Annotated in this window: 11 protein-coding genes and 2 tRNA genes; 7 read left to right on the top strand and 6 right to left on the bottom strand. The window is 63.5% G+C overall.

The features are described 5' to 3' along the window. Nucleotides 1-58 precede the first annotated feature (58 nt). Nucleotides 59-1,180, top strand: coding sequence for an IS1249 family transposase (locus AC1VS5_RS01495; protein ID WP_481217456.1), 1,122 nt, complete (start codon nt 59-61; stop codon nt 1,178-1,180). Between the two features lie 299 nt (nt 1,181-1,479). On the opposite strand, the gene AC1VS5_RS01490 is transcribed toward AC1VS5_RS01495, so the two are convergent. Both AC1VS5_RS01490 and AC1VS5_RS01485 read right to left on the bottom strand, forming a co-directional pair. After that, nucleotides 1,480-3,351 carry a hypothetical protein gene (locus tag AC1VS5_RS01490; protein WP_481217455.1) on the bottom strand — a complete coding sequence of 624 codons (1,872 nt, stop codon included), beginning with the start codon at nt 3,349-3,351 and terminating at the stop codon, nt 1,480-1,482. A gap of 362 nt (nt 3,352-3,713) precedes the next feature. Beyond that, a complete protein-coding gene (locus tag AC1VS5_RS01485; RefSeq protein ID WP_019128114.1) occupies nt 3,714-4,142 on the bottom strand; it encodes an RrF2 family transcriptional regulator in 429 nt (142 codons plus the stop codon). Nucleotides 4,143-4,421: 279 nt separating this feature from the next. Between AC1VS5_RS01485 and sufC the strand changes: the two genes are divergently transcribed. The 5 genes from sufC (at nt 4,422) to sufU (ending at nt 9,937) form a co-directional block, all read left to right on the top strand. Next, nucleotides 4,422-5,234 (top strand): Fe-S cluster assembly ATPase SufC, encoded by an 813-nt coding sequence (gene sufC, locus AC1VS5_RS01480; RefSeq protein WP_481217454.1) that lies wholly within the window; start codon nt 4,422-4,424, stop codon nt 5,232-5,234. 9 nt (nt 5,235-5,243) lie between these two features. After that, the gene (gene sufB / locus AC1VS5_RS01475; protein WP_481217453.1) at nt 5,244-6,656 is read left to right on the top strand and encodes a Fe-S cluster assembly protein SufB; all 1,413 of its coding nucleotides are present in this window, start codon (nt 5,244-5,246) and stop codon (nt 6,654-6,656) included. Then, nucleotides 6,657-8,048, top strand: coding sequence for a SufB/SufD family protein (locus AC1VS5_RS01470; protein ID WP_481217452.1), 1,392 nt, complete (start codon nt 6,657-6,659; stop codon nt 8,046-8,048). Further along, nucleotides 8,045-9,385: an aminotransferase class V-fold PLP-dependent enzyme gene (locus AC1VS5_RS01465; protein WP_481217451.1), complete on the top strand. Its 1,341-nt coding sequence runs from the start codon at nt 8,045-8,047 to the stop codon at nt 9,383-9,385. The genes AC1VS5_RS01470 and AC1VS5_RS01465 overlap by 4 nt, the downstream gene beginning before the upstream one ends. A 132-nt stretch (nt 9,386-9,517) precedes the next feature. Then, nucleotides 9,518-9,937, top strand: a complete 420-nt coding sequence (gene sufU, locus AC1VS5_RS01460; RefSeq protein ID WP_087185734.1) for a Fe-S cluster assembly sulfur transfer protein SufU — start codon at nt 9,518-9,520, stop codon at nt 9,935-9,937. 9 nt (nt 9,938-9,946) lie between these two features. Here the strand turns inward: sufU and AC1VS5_RS01455 are convergent, their stop codons facing one another. The 3 genes from AC1VS5_RS01455 to AC1VS5_RS01445 all read right to left on the bottom strand — a co-directional run bounded on the left by AC1VS5_RS01455 (nt 9,947) and on the right by AC1VS5_RS01445 (nt 11,051). Beyond that, nucleotides 9,947-10,741 carry a transposase gene (locus tag AC1VS5_RS01455; protein ID WP_481217450.1) on the bottom strand — a complete coding sequence of 265 codons (795 nt, stop codon included), beginning with the start codon at nt 10,739-10,741 and terminating at the stop codon, nt 9,947-9,949. 141 nt (nt 10,742-10,882) lie between these two features. Further along, nucleotides 10,883-10,958, bottom strand: a tRNA-Lys gene (locus AC1VS5_RS01450). Between the two features lie 16 nt (nt 10,959-10,974). Continuing rightward, nucleotides 10,975-11,051: transfer RNA gene (locus AC1VS5_RS01445), tRNA-His, on the bottom strand. A 180-nt stretch (nt 11,052-11,231) separates the two neighbouring features. Between AC1VS5_RS01445 and AC1VS5_RS01440 the strand changes: the two genes are divergently transcribed. Then, complete coding sequence (locus tag AC1VS5_RS01440; protein ID WP_019128107.1) at nt 11,232-11,948, top strand: coenzyme F420-0:L-glutamate ligase; 717 nt, start codon at nt 11,232-11,234, stop codon at nt 11,946-11,948. A 233-nt stretch (nt 11,949-12,181) separates the two neighbouring features. Here the strand turns inward: AC1VS5_RS01440 and AC1VS5_RS01435 are convergent. After that, nucleotides 12,182-13,007: GGGtGRT protein (locus tag AC1VS5_RS01435; RefSeq protein ID WP_481217449.1), on the bottom strand; the 826-nt coding region annotated here is incomplete at its 5' end.

Genomic DNA, 13,007 nt, shown 5'->3' with positions numbered 1-13,007 from the left:
CCTCGCAGGTAGACCATGTTGTTCTTAACGGTAAAGTCGGCCTATCTGCGAGGTTGCCATGGGAAATCCCCACTGCCCTGTTTGCGGCTCCAACATGGTCAGGAACGGAAAGACGAAGGCTGGCAGGACCCGCTTCAGATGCAGGCGCTGCGGCTCGAGCTCGGTGAGGAAGATCGACACCTCTGCCAAGGACCTTAAAACCTTCTTGGCGTGGCTTTTGTCTCGCAAGCGTCAATCAGATATGCCGGGAGCCGGCAGGACCTTCAGAAGGAGGTGCGCGCCCTTCTGGGATATATGGCCCATGCCGCCCAAGATAGAGGAACCGCGAGACGTCATCTACGTCGACGGCATACACCTCGGGAGAAGGGCCGTCGTGCTCATCGCCTCGGATGAGCGCCATGTGCTGGGATGGCATCTATGCCGTGCGGAGAACAGCCGTGGCTGGTCGGCCCTGATGCAGCGCATTGCCGCTCCCGAGGTTGTCGTCTCGGACGGGGGCGATGGCTTTCCGAAGGCGCTCGGAAAGACATGGCCCCATGCGCATCACCAGCGGTGCGTCTTCCACGCATTCTCCCAGGTCAAGCGCTACACCACCTCGAAACCCCGCACGCAGGCGGGCGCAGAGCTGTACGGCCTTGCCAAAGCGCTGCTCGGCATCACCGCCCTTAAAGAGGCGCAGGGGTGGGTGGAGGCATTCCTTGCGTGGTCTGAGAGGTGGGACGACTTCTTATCGGAGAGGACGGAGACGGAGGAGGGGAGGTGCGTCCTCACGCATGAACGCCTCGTCAAGGCGCGGAGATCCCTCGCCCGGCTCATCAACGCCGGGACGCTGTTCACCTACCTCGATCCCCGCCTAGAGCACCTCGCTCCCCTTCCGGCCACCAACAACCGCATTGAAGGCGGCACCAACGCGCAGCTCAGGGCCATGCTCAGAGACCACAGGGGCCTATCCATCGAGCGCAGGCTCAAGGCGATCTTCTGGTGGTGCTATATGCACAGCCCGAGCCCCTTGCCCGCGGCGGAGATCCTGCGCGTCATGCCGACGGACAGCTCTATCAAAGCTATATACGAAAGACTCGATCAACAGGACAAGCTACAGGGAACCATTCCTCAGTGGGGAGATGCCATAGTGTGGTCGGAACTGCATCGCTCGGAGCCCTACCGTATGGACTGGGACTAGCCCATACACACTTTTTGTCCTATAACCCGCACAGCCCGGCAGGCTCAACCGCCGCCCCGTTGGCCAGAACGCAACCATCCACGCCATCAGGGCGAAACGCACTGCACGCGCACTATCGCTCACGCGCTTAGCGGGTGGGTTTTGGCGCGACACGCTGCGCACGGCGCACAGGCTAAAGCCCTGCTTACGCAAAAGCGGGCACGCGCGAAACTCGCACGCACCCGCTCAACCCTCTTGCAAGCGTCCGCTATCCCCTGGCCCAGACGTCCATGACAACAAGCAGCCGGAACTCGATCGCGCTACTCGGCGTCGTCATCCTTGCGCCGCTTCAAGCCAAGCTTACCGGCAGCGATGAACGTAGCTCCGAACGTCGCCGCGCTCGCCCCCGCAAAGCCAGCGAACATAACGAGGTCCGAAGTCTGCGGCATGCGGCCGCCCGCATCCTCAGCAGCCCCATCGCTAGGCTCATCGGAGCTCTTCTTCGCATCCGGGTCCGCATCCCTTGCATCACCGGAAGCATTCTCGTCCCCGTTGGAAGACGTCGTCGAAGGTTCCTTCTTCGAAGCGGTCTCATCGTCCTGCTTCGCCGTATCCGTTGTTGCACCATCCGTACCCGACTTGTCTTGGCCGGTGCCGTCGGACGATGCACCTTCCTTCGTATCCTCATCCGATCCAGTATCGTCGGATGAAGCGTCACCCGCCGCACCGTCGCTCTTATCTGCGGAATCGTCGGCATCAGCCCCATTGGACGCGCCGTTCGAAGCGCCGCCTGAGATACCGTTGTTAGAAGCATCGTTGGAACCGGAGCCGCCCGCAACCGAATCATCTGCGGCCCCGTTCGTGGAACTGCCCCCATTCGAAGCGCCGTTGTTCGCCGACCCGCTGTTCGAAGAGCTGCCGCCGCTTCCGCCCGCGGAATCGCCGCCAGCAGTAGCTCCATTGCTCGGCGCATCGTCTGCAGAGCCCGAGCCGGAACCAGCCGAATCACCGGCAGACCCAGCGCCATTCGAACCGGAGCCGGATGCCCCGTTATTCGAGCCGCCAGCCGTGCCGCTATTCGAACCGGATCCCGTGCTATCCCCGGCGCCCTCGTCCGAACCGGAATCCGACCCAGAGCCCGCGCCGGCATCGCCCGCCGAGCCGCCCGCATCACCCGCAGAATCGCCGGCCGCTCCATTGGTCGCATCGTCGGTCGAACCTGCCGCGCCGCCCGCCGCCTCGTCTTCCGCTTCATGCAGCGAGATAAATGCCAGGCAGTCGTTCAGCTCGTTCTTGTAACGGTCCTTCCAGCCCTTGTAATACTGGGTCTGCGAGCTGTACTTCTCGATGTTGTCGGTCATCTGCGCGGAAAGCGCCGCCACGAACTCGCGATCGGTCATGTCGTTCGAGAGGTTCGCGCCGCGGAGCACCTTTTTGACGCCTCTGGTGCCCCACATGTTGGACAGACCCCACACCATGCCCTTCACGCAGTCCGCGCGGCCAGACATGTCGATCCCCAGCTCGCTCTTCAGCCAGCGCTCGGTCGGCACATAGTAGCTATTGTATGCATACGCATCCTGGAAGGCAGAGAACTCCGCCGGGTCGGCGTCGTATGCGGCATACCAGGCACTCTGCACGAGCTGGCCGAGCTCGGTCAACGTCTTGCTGCCGCTATCGTACATAGACGAGGCGCTTTTGACCTCGCTCCCCCGGTCGATCACGGCCTTGAGCATCGAGTACTTCGTGGGGTTGGCGTTGTACACCTGGGTAAGGAACGGAATGAGCGAGTAGCGGCGGTCGAACTGGTAGTAGCCGAGCGCGTTGTAGCCATCGCCATAGCTGAAGCCCTGGCGATAGTTGCTGTGGCTCTCGTACTTGGTGAAGTACTTCATCTCGCTCGAGACAGAAACCGAAGAGAGGCTCGAGCTGCTCGCCGAGCGCGCGGAACGCGCCGAGACGGCAGGGGCGCTCTCGTAGAAGTCGGCCTTATCGTAGTCCGCCGGTGCGGGAAGCTGCTCCGCCGTATCGTCTGCGGCGGAGTCGGCACTGCCGGCCGCGGAAGTGCCGGTTGCAGCGGCATCCGCGTCTGCGGAAGCGCTCGGCTCGGCAAATGCTGCGGTGGTTGCCTGTACGGCGCCGAAGGTCAACGTGAGCGCAAGGCCCGATGCTATAGCGATGTGGCGGGGCTTCATGAAGCTCTCCAATCTGCGGCTCCGAGGAGCTGGTGCGGTTAAGGTTTCATTCGCAGTACGCGAGAGGCTCCCAGTATGCCAAGGGCCCAAAAAGCGGGTCAAGGCATTCACACGAAGCTTAAGGAAGTCAATTAAGGTTGAAGTAGAGCTTGAAAGTGCCGGCCCCCCTATTTTGGAGGCGCCACAGCGGCAAACTCAACCAGCGCACACTGGAACCGCGAGAACCCAGACGAAGGGTTCCCGGGATACTCTGAAATGAGACAGTTGTACCCGGCACAAGTGTCTCGCTTGAGACAGTTTCACCCGGCACAAGTGTCTCTTGGAGCACGACCGGCGCCAATCGGCACGCGAGCGAGAGCCGCCTAATCGATGCTCAGATCGATCTCGGGCACGCGCGCAAGATCCGCAAGGGTGACCCCGTCCACATACGCCTCGATCGCCTCGTCGAGCCCGGTCCAGAACTTGACGGTGGAGCAGAGATCGGCTCGATGGCACGCCCCCTCGAGCCCTTCGCAGGCAACAGGGGCCGTGGTGCCCTCGGCAGCACGCAGGATATCGCCGGCGCGAATCTCGTCCGCCGGGCGCGCGAGCGCATAGCCGCCGCCCTTGCCGCGCACGCTCGTGAGGAGCCCCGCATGCATGAGCGGGCGCACGAGCTGCTCTAGGTACTTCAGCGAGATGTCCTCGCGATCGGCCACCTCGCGCAGGGCGATCTTGCCCTCGGCATCACCGAACGCCGCGATGTAGATCATGAGGCGGAGAGCGTACCGCCCCTTGGAAGAAATGAGCATGCCGCCTCCTTCGAAACAATGAGACAAACGTGCCGGGGCAAATTGTCTCACCCCGCCATCCCGTGACACCGGAAGACCCGGAGCCGGGGCCCGCCCAGGCCTCGCACCCTGCTCGGCCCGCGTGAAACATAATCACCCGGTGTTTTTGCTTCACCGGCCCTGAGCTCCGAAATCCTAGTGGATTAGTGGGAATTAACCTTGACTTCGAGCGCAATCATTTTATCGTTAATCCGAGATAATTCCTAGGATTAACATCCGAGTTCACAGCAAGGAGAAACCATGTCCCAGACCCCGCTCCTCTCCATTCAGGGGCTTGCCGCCGCCGTGGACGAGAAGACCATTCTCCACGGCATCGACCTTACCATCCCCGCTGGCGAGACCCATGTGCTCATGGGCCCCAACGGTGCCGGCAAGTCCACGCTCGGCCACGTAATCATGGGCGACCCCGCCTACACGCAGACCGCCGGCACCATCGCCTTCGATGGTGAAGACATGACCGAGCTCAGCCCGGACAAGCGCTCCCGTGCCGGCGTCTTCCTCTCCTTCCAGGCACCGGTCGAGATTCCCGGCGTGCCGCTCTCGAGCTTCCTGCGCGCCACCATCGCCGACCGCTCCGGTCTGGAGATGCGCGGCAAGGAGTTCCGCCGCCGCATGAAGGAGCTCTGCGCGGAGCTCGACATGCCGCCCGCCTACCTCAACCGCGAACTGGGCGTGGGCTTCTCCGGTGGCGAGAAGAAGAAGGTCGAGATGCTCCAGCTGCTGCTCCTCAAGCCCAAGCTTGCCATCTTGGACGAGACCGATTCGGGCCTCGACGTGGACGCGCTCGGCGTGGTGAGCCGCGGCATGGAGCTCTACCGCAAGAGCTGCGACGGAACGCTCCTCATCATCACGCATAACACGCGCATCCTCGAGCACCTCGACGTCGACCGCGTGCACGTGATGGTGAACGGGCGCGTGGTGCATGAGGGCGACGCTTCGCTCATCGACTGGATCGACGAGCACGGCTTCGAGCGCTTCGAGCAGGAGGCAGCGGGCGACAGCTCCGACGCCGAGCTCTCCCCGGCCGACCTCTCCGCGGTCATCGAGCGCTAGGAGGCGGCCGTGGCAAAGCAACGCACCGAGGTCGCGGACATCGACCGCACCCTCTACGACATCGTTGACAGCGAGGAGGGCTTCGAGCGCCTGGACAGCGGACTCACGCCGGATATCGTGCGCGAAATCTCCGAGCGCAAGGACGAGCCCGAGTGGATGCTCGACTTTCGCCTGAAGTCGCTCGAGACCTATCACAGGATGCCCAACCCCACCTGGGGCCCCAGCATCGCCGGCCTCGACATGGACCACATCGTCACCTACGTGAAGCCCAACACCGACCAGCAGGCAACGTGGGACGAGGTGCCCGACGATATCAAGAACACCTTCGAGCGCCTGGGCATCCCCGAGGCTGAGCGCAGCTACCTGGCCGGCGTGGGCGCCCAGTACGATTCCGAGCTCGTGTACCACAACATGCAGGACACGGCCTCGAAGATGGGCATCGTCTACTCCGGCATCGAGGAGGCGCTCCACGAGCCCAAGTGGGAGGCGCTCATCCGCGAGAAGTTCATGACGCTCATCCCGCCCACGGACCACAAGTTCGCCGCGCTCCACGGCGCGGTGTGGAGCGGCGGCTCGTTCGTCTATGTGCCCGCCGGCGTGAAGCTGGACTTTCCCCTCCAGAGCTACTTCCGCCTGAACGCCAAGGGCGCGGGCCAGTTCGAGCACACGCTCATCATCGTGGAGGACGACGCCGACCTGCACTTCATCGAGGGCTGCTCGGCCCCGAAGTACAACGTGGCCAACCTGCACGCAGGCGCCGTGGAGCTCTTCGTGGGCAAGCGCGCGCACCTGCGGTACTCGACCATCGAAAACTGGTCGAAGAACATGTACAACCTGAACACCAAGCGCGCCCGCGTGGACGACGAGGGCGAGATCGAGTGGATCAGCGGCAGCTTCGGCAGCCATGTGGGCTACCTCTACCCCATGAGCGTGCTGAACGGCCGCAAAAGCCGCTCGAGCTTCACGGGCATCACGTTCGCCGGCGCGGGGCAAAACCTGGACACCGGCTGCAAAGTGGTGCTGAACGCTCCCGAGACGAGCGCGACCGTTGAGACCAAGGGCATCTCCAAGGGCGGCGGTATCCAGACCTTCCGCAGCTCCGTGGTGGTAACGGAGCGCGCCGAGAACTCCGCGGTGAGCGTGAGCTGCCAGTCGCTCATGCTCGACGCCCAGAGCCGCTCGGACACCATCCCCGCCATGGACATCCGCGCCAAGCACGTGGACGTGGGCCACGAGGCCACCATCGGGCGCATCGGCGACGACAAGGTGTTCTACCTCATGAGCCGTGGCATCTCCGAGGAGGAGGCGCGCGCGATGATCGTGAACGGCTTCGCTGAGCCGGTGGCCAAGGAACTGCCGCTCGAGTATGCCGTCGAGATGAACAACCTCATCAAGCTGGAGATGGAAGGGGCTATTGGCTAGATGGATTCCCTGACGATTAAGCACGCCAACGCCATGCCCGCCCCCACCTGGGGCTGGCTGCGCATGAACGATACGCAGATCGAGATTCCGATGAGCCTGGCACCCGGCGGCTCGATGGAGGTTGAGGCGGAAGACCGCCTGTTCGACCACGCCATGAGCTTCGAGGGTGCGGTGGCCGAACTGCAGGCGCGCCTCGACGCGGCACGCGCGGCGGCGGACGAGGACAGCACGGGCGATGACCGTGCCTGCGTGCGCGCTGCACTGGCCGAGAATGCTGCCCGCAACGTCGCAGCAGACGGTGCAACCGAGATGCCCGGCACGGCCGAGACGGCTGAAAGCGGCTCCGCCAGCGCGCCCACGTCCAATCTCGAGCTCCCCGCGCTCTCGCGCTACCAGAAGCGCGCCGCGTTGGAGGAGGCCGCGCTCGACGTTGCCACCGCCTTCGAGACCGGCATCGGCGCAGATGCCCGCGCCTACCTGAACTTCCTCGCCCGCGAGACCATGGTGCTCGCGGCAGCGAAGGACGCGCGCGAGCAAGCGACCATCCGCGTTGAGGCCGAGGCTGGCGAGGCCGCGGCAGCGAGCATCGACGTCGTTGCCGCACCGGGCTCCACCCTCGACCTCGTCATCGCGCTCGACGCGACGGCCGCCATGGGCGCCGAGGACAACGCAACCGCGGCACTTGCCGGCACCACGCTCCGCGTCTTCGCCGGTTCACATGCCCGCGTGAACGTGACCGTCTACGCCCTGGGAACGCCTGCGGCCATGCTGCTGGACGACGAGGGCTACGTCCTCGACGAGGGCGCGCGCGTGAATGTGCGCCACGTGGTGCTCGGCGGAGAGCTCACCGTCACCGGCCTTGCCGCCGACGTGCGCGGTGACGCCGCTCGCCTGGATATCGACACCCGCTACCTCGCTTCCGGCTCCGAGCAGCGCGACTTCAACTACGTCGTTCGCCAGCGCGGACGCAAGACGGTGAGCAACATGAACGCCAACGGCGTGCTCACCGGAACCAGCAAGAAGGTACTGCGCGGCACCATCGACCTCGTGCACGGCTGCAAGGGCAGCGAGGGCTCCGAGCAGGAGACCGTCCTTCTGGCGAGCGAGGGCGTGGACAACAAGACCGTGCCCACGATTCTCTGCGATGAAGACGACGTCGCGGGCAACCATGGCGCCACGATCGGGCACGTTCGCCCCGAGCAACTCTTCTACCTTGAGAGCCGCGGCGTGTCCGCGGAGGCTGCCGAGGCGCTGTTCATCCGTGCCAAGCTCGAGGACGCCGCGCTCTCCGCGCCGGACGAGCGCATCCGCGCCTCCGTCCTTCGCCTGGGCGAGGCCCTCATCCCTGGCTTTACCGACGACATCGACGCACCCAAGGAGGATGCCGCATGATTGACACCGAGTCCGTAGCCTGCGAGTCCTGCACCGCGCCCGCACCGGGCGTGCTGGATGCCTCCGACGCCGCCTCGCGCGCCTGGCCGCGCATCGACATCGAGACCAATCCGTTCAAGGCGGCGTTCCCGCTATTCACCCAGCATCCGGACATCGCCTTTTTGGACAGCGCCGCCACCGCGCAGCGCCCCGCCTGCGTGCTGGAGGCGCAGAAGCATTTCTACGAGACCATGAACGCCAATCCGCTGCGCGGACTGTACTCGCTTTCGGTGGAGGCGACCGAGGCCATCGCCAAGGTGCGCGCGCAGATCGCGGGCCTCATCGGCGCCGTTGACGAGGCGGGCAAGCCACGCGCGGACGAGGTCGTTTTCACGCGCAACACGAGCGAGTCGCTGAACATCGTGGCGAGCTCCTTCGCGCCCACGGTCCTCGAACCGGGCGACGAGGTAGCCATCACCATCATGGAGCATCACTCTAACCTCATCCCGTGGCAGCAAGCATGCCGCGCGGCGGGTGCCAAGCTCGTCTACCTCTACCCCACCAAGACCGGTGAGCTCACCGACGCCGAGATTGCCGAGAAGATCGGCCCGCGCACGAAAATCGTGGCGTGCACGCAGGTGTCGAACGTGCTCGGCTGCCGTGTGCCGGTCGAGAAGCTCGGCGCTGCCGTGCACGCCCGCGGCGGGTACCTGGTGGTCGATGCTGCCCAGTCCGTGCCGCACATGCCGGTCGACGTGCGAGAGCTGAGCGCGGACTTCCTTGCCTTCTCCGCCCACAAGGCCCTGGGCCCCATGGGCGTGGGCGTGCTCTGGGGCCGCCTGGAGCTTTTGGAGGCCATGCCGCCCTTCCTCACGGGCGGCGAGATGATCGACTCCGTGACCGAGCAGGATGCCGTCTGGGCTCCCGTGCCCGAGAAGTTCGAGGCGGGCACGCAGGATGCGGCAGGCATCTACGCCACGGGCGCAGCACTCGACTATCTGGTGAACCAGGTGGGCTATGACACCGTGCAGGCGCGCGAGCAGGCGCTCGTCCACTACGCGATGAGCCGCATGGTGGAGCTTCCCTATGTGGAAATCATCGGCTCGATCTATTGGGATCGCCACCACGGCGTCATCAGCTTCAACGTGCGCGGCGTGCACCCGCACGACGTGGCGAGCATCCTCGATATGCAGGGCGTGTGCATCAGGGCGGGCCACCATTGCGCCCAGCCGCTGCTCACCTGGCTCGGAGTCGAGAACCTCGCCTGCTGCCGCGCGAGCCTCGCGTTCTACAACGACAAGCACGACGTGGATGCCTTCATCGACGGCCTCGAAACCGTCTACCGCACCTTCAACTAGACTGAGTCAAAATGGGACGGGGTTGTTTTGACTCAAAATGGGACGGAGCTGTGTGGAGCAGCAGCTTTTCAGCCCAGCCCCGATGAGTCATTTTAACCCCGTCCCAAAATGACCCGCACGAAAGGACCCTTCATGGGCAACATCTATACTTCGACCACCTTCATGGAGCACAACTCGCACCCGGACTACAAGTACGAGATGGATTCCCCCACCCATAGCCACGACGGCATCAACCCCAGCTGTGGAGACGAGCTGACGCTCATGCTGCGCGTGGAGAACGGCGTGATCGAGGAAGCAAGCTTCACCGGTCACGGATGCGCCATCAGCCAGGCGTCGGCCGACATCATGGCCGACCTCATCACCGGCGAGACCGTAGAGGAAGCCAAGCGCCTCTCTGGGCTGTTCCTCGCGATGATTCGCGGTGAGGAGCTCTCCGAAGACGATTTCGAAGACCTCGATGAGGCCGCGCAGCTCAAGGACATCTCGCACATGCCTGCCCGCGTGAAGTGCGCCGAGCTCGCCTGGCGCACCCTCGACGGCATTCTCTCCTAACTTGCAAAATCAGGACAGAGGGGATTTTGCATTCGACCGCTCATGGACGCGCGCAACGATGCTCCTTCCGACACCGGTCACGCGTTCCACCTGGTTGATAGTCATACCGTTACCGCGCAGCTGGCGAATCACAGCATCGCGCTCGGCACGCGGCAGCTTGCGAACTTCCATCAGGTGCGCGAACCCGCGCGCCCGCGCAATCTCATCTGCCAAACGAATCGCTTCCGCATCAGAGAGGTGCAACGAGCCCTCAAAACCCGCCTCATGGAGCTCTGCGCCCCCACAGAGTTCAACAAAGCCCTGTGGGCCATCCAATACATCGAGCACGGGCTTCGTCGTGCAGAGCGGCTCCTTAGTTGCAAGCGCGCCGCCCGTGTACTCGGCATAACTGCTCCATCGATACGTTGACGCAGCCTCAATGCCGTCCTTTTCCGGGTTGATGTGGACGTAGCGCACGGCCGCCATGAGGTATCGCTCCGATTCGATAGGCTCGCTAAAGAACCGCTGTTGAAAGACGTGGCCGACATGCCCCGTTTTATCGTTGAAATACCGAGCATAGCCCGTGAGCAGCAACTGCATAGCGTGGCTTAGCTCGTTTCGTTGATCCTCAAGAAGCATGTGAACGTGGTTGCTCATGAGGCACCACGCCCAGATGCTCATGCCGGCATCAGATGTCCGCCGAGCAAGCATGGCCAAGAAGGCCTGACGGTCCGCATCGTCATAGAAAAGGACCTGTCGCCCGTTCCCGCGAACGACCACATGGTACACGCCTGTTTCAGAACGTCGCCGAGGTGCATTTGCCATACGCACCCACCTCCCCCGATTAGAGTCCTTATTCCCCAACGAGTCGGGAAGGGACGGGGCAGGCGCATGCAAAATTCCCTCTGTCCTGGTTTTGCACTGGTTTTGCATAAAAAAAGCTCCCGAAGGAGCTCGAAAATCAAATGGTGGACCGGCAGGGGTTCGAACCCTGGACCTTGGGATTAAGAGTCCCCTGCTCTACCAGCTGAGCTACCGGTCCACATATCAAGAAACAGTGGGGTGGGTACAGGGACTCGAACCCTGGACCTCCGGGACCACAACCCGGCGCTCTAGCCAACTGGGCTACACCCACCGTGTTTCCTCGCGCCAAAGCGCTTGACTATTATTGCAGGCCTCGCCCACGGATGCAAGTACTTTCTTCAAAATATTTTGGAGCATCCGTCGCGCTGCAGCGAGCCTGCTCCAGGGCCGCATGCACTGCGGTATGATAGATGCGCCGTGTAGGGCACAAGGATCATCACCGGGAGACCGAATGGATACGAACATGAACAACCTCATCGTCAATGACGAGAAGAACAAGGTGCGCGTTGTCGACGGCGTGAGCTATGAGCGCTATGGCGTGCAGACGCACGTACTCGACAAGAGCGATGACATCTGCGAGGTTGCCCAGCGCTACGTTGGCCCCAACTGCGAGCCCAACGACGTGATCGTGCTTTCCGAGAAAGCGCTCGGCTGCACCCAGGGCCGCGCCGTCAAGCTCACGGACATCCACCCGCGCCCGCTCGCGCGCTTCCTCACCAAGTTCGTCACGAAGACCCCGGCCGGCATCGGCCTCGGCATGCCCGAGACGATGGAGATGGCCCTTCAGGAGGTCGGAACGCCCCGCATCCTGCTTGCTGCGGCCGTAGGCGCCCTTGGCAAGCTCGTGGGCAAACGGGGCTGGTTCTACATGGTTGCAGGGCGCAAGGCAGCGTCTATCGATGGACCGTGCTCCTACACCATCCCTCCCTACAACGAATATGTCTCTCTAGCCCCTGCCGAACCCGCTGAATCCGCGAAGAAGATCGCCGAGGCGCTCGGCAAGAACGTCGGCGTTGCCATCATCGACCAGAACGACCTTGGTGGCGAGATCCTCGGCGCCTACAACCTCCCCTACTCCAACGAGACGCTCATCGACATCCTGCACGACAATCCCTTGGGCCAGGCCTCTCAGCGCACGCCCTTCGGCATCGTGCGCAAGGTTCAGTAGCCGAGAAACGCGCACACGGGCGCTCACACGCCCCGTCGCGTCCGTTCGTCCTTGTTTCCATACGCAGTCCTGCACGCCACCGCTTAACACATCCAGGCGGTGGCGTTTTTGCTACCGCCGCTATGCGATGCGATGCAAAATTCCCTCTGTCCTATTTTTGCATGAAAAAGGCCGCCGCTCGGACGAACCCGAACGGCGGCCTTTCGTAAAATTACCTCTGTCCTAATTTCACATTAGGCGTTGAGGGCGGCGTTCACGGCCACGGCGCAGGCGACGGTCGCACCGACCATGGGGTTGTTGCCCATGCCGATGAGGCCCATCATGTCCACGTGCGCAGGCACCGAGGAGGAGCCGGCGAACTGGGCATCGGAGTGCATGCGGCCCATGGTGTCGGTCATGCCATAGGAGGCAGGGCCGGCAGCCATGTTGTCCGGGTGCAGGGTACGGCCGGTGCCGCCACCAGAGGCCACGGAGAAGTACTTCTTGCCGGCCTCGAGGCGCTCCTTCTTGTAGGTGCCCGCGACGGGGTGCTGGAAGCGCGTGGGGTTGGTGGAGTTACCGGTGATCGAGATGTCGACGTTCTCGTGCCACATGATGGCAACGCCCTCGCGGACGTCGTCGGCGCCGTAGCAGTTGACCTCGGCGCGCGGGCCATCGCTGTACGGAATGGTCTCGACGACCTTGAGCTCGCCCGTGTAGTAGTCGAACTGGGTCTTCACATAGGTGAAGCCGTTGATGCGGGCGATGATCTGGGCGGCGTCCTTGCCCAGACCGTTGAGGATGACGCGCAGGGGCTTCTTGCGAGCCTTGTTGGCGTTCATCGCGATGCCGATGGCGCCCTCAGCGGCAGCGAAGGACTCGTGGCCAGCCAGGAACGCGAAGCACTCGGTGTCGTCACCGAGGAGCATGGCGCCCAGGTTGCCGTGGCCCAGACCGACCTTGCGGTCCTCGGCAACGGAGCCGGGAACGGTGAAGGCCTGGATGCCCTCGCCGATCATGGAAGCGGCCTCGGAAGCGGTCTTGGCACCCTTCTTGATGGCAACTGCGCAGCCAAGGGTG

Source organism: Enorma sp. (assembly GCF_982429025.1).
The sequence above is the reverse complement of the archived record's forward strand: the minus strand, read 5'-3'. Positions and strand labels throughout refer to the sequence as shown.

Excerpts from the sequence above, each read along its gene's own strand:
- sufU (WP_087185734.1), top strand. The coding sequence starts at position 9,518 with ATGGGCAACATCTATACTTCGACCACCTTCATGGAGCACAACTCGCAC.
- AC1VS5_RS01470 (WP_481217452.1), top strand. The coding sequence starts at position 6,657 with ATGGATTCCCTGACGATTAAGCACGCCAACGCCATGCCCGCCCCCACC.
- AC1VS5_RS01465 (WP_481217451.1), top strand. The coding sequence starts at position 8,045 with ATGATTGACACCGAGTCCGTAGCCTGCGAGTCCTGCACCGCGCCCGCA.
- AC1VS5_RS01490 (WP_481217455.1), bottom strand. The coding sequence starts at position 3,351 with ATGAAGCCCCGCCACATCGCTATAGCATCGGGCCTTGCGCTCACGTTG.
- AC1VS5_RS01495 (WP_481217456.1), top strand. The coding sequence starts at position 59 with ATGGGAAATCCCCACTGCCCTGTTTGCGGCTCCAACATGGTCAGGAAC.
- AC1VS5_RS01485 (WP_019128114.1), bottom strand. The coding sequence starts at position 4,142 with ATGCTCATTTCTTCCAAGGGGCGGTACGCTCTCCGCCTCATGATCTAC.
- AC1VS5_RS01440 (WP_019128107.1), top strand. The coding sequence starts at position 11,232 with ATGGATACGAACATGAACAACCTCATCGTCAATGACGAGAAGAACAAG.
- sufC (WP_481217454.1), top strand. The coding sequence starts at position 4,422 with ATGTCCCAGACCCCGCTCCTCTCCATTCAGGGGCTTGCCGCCGCCGTG.
- AC1VS5_RS01455 (WP_481217450.1), bottom strand. The coding sequence starts at position 10,741 with ATGGCAAATGCACCTCGGCGACGTTCTGAAACAGGCGTGTACCATGTG.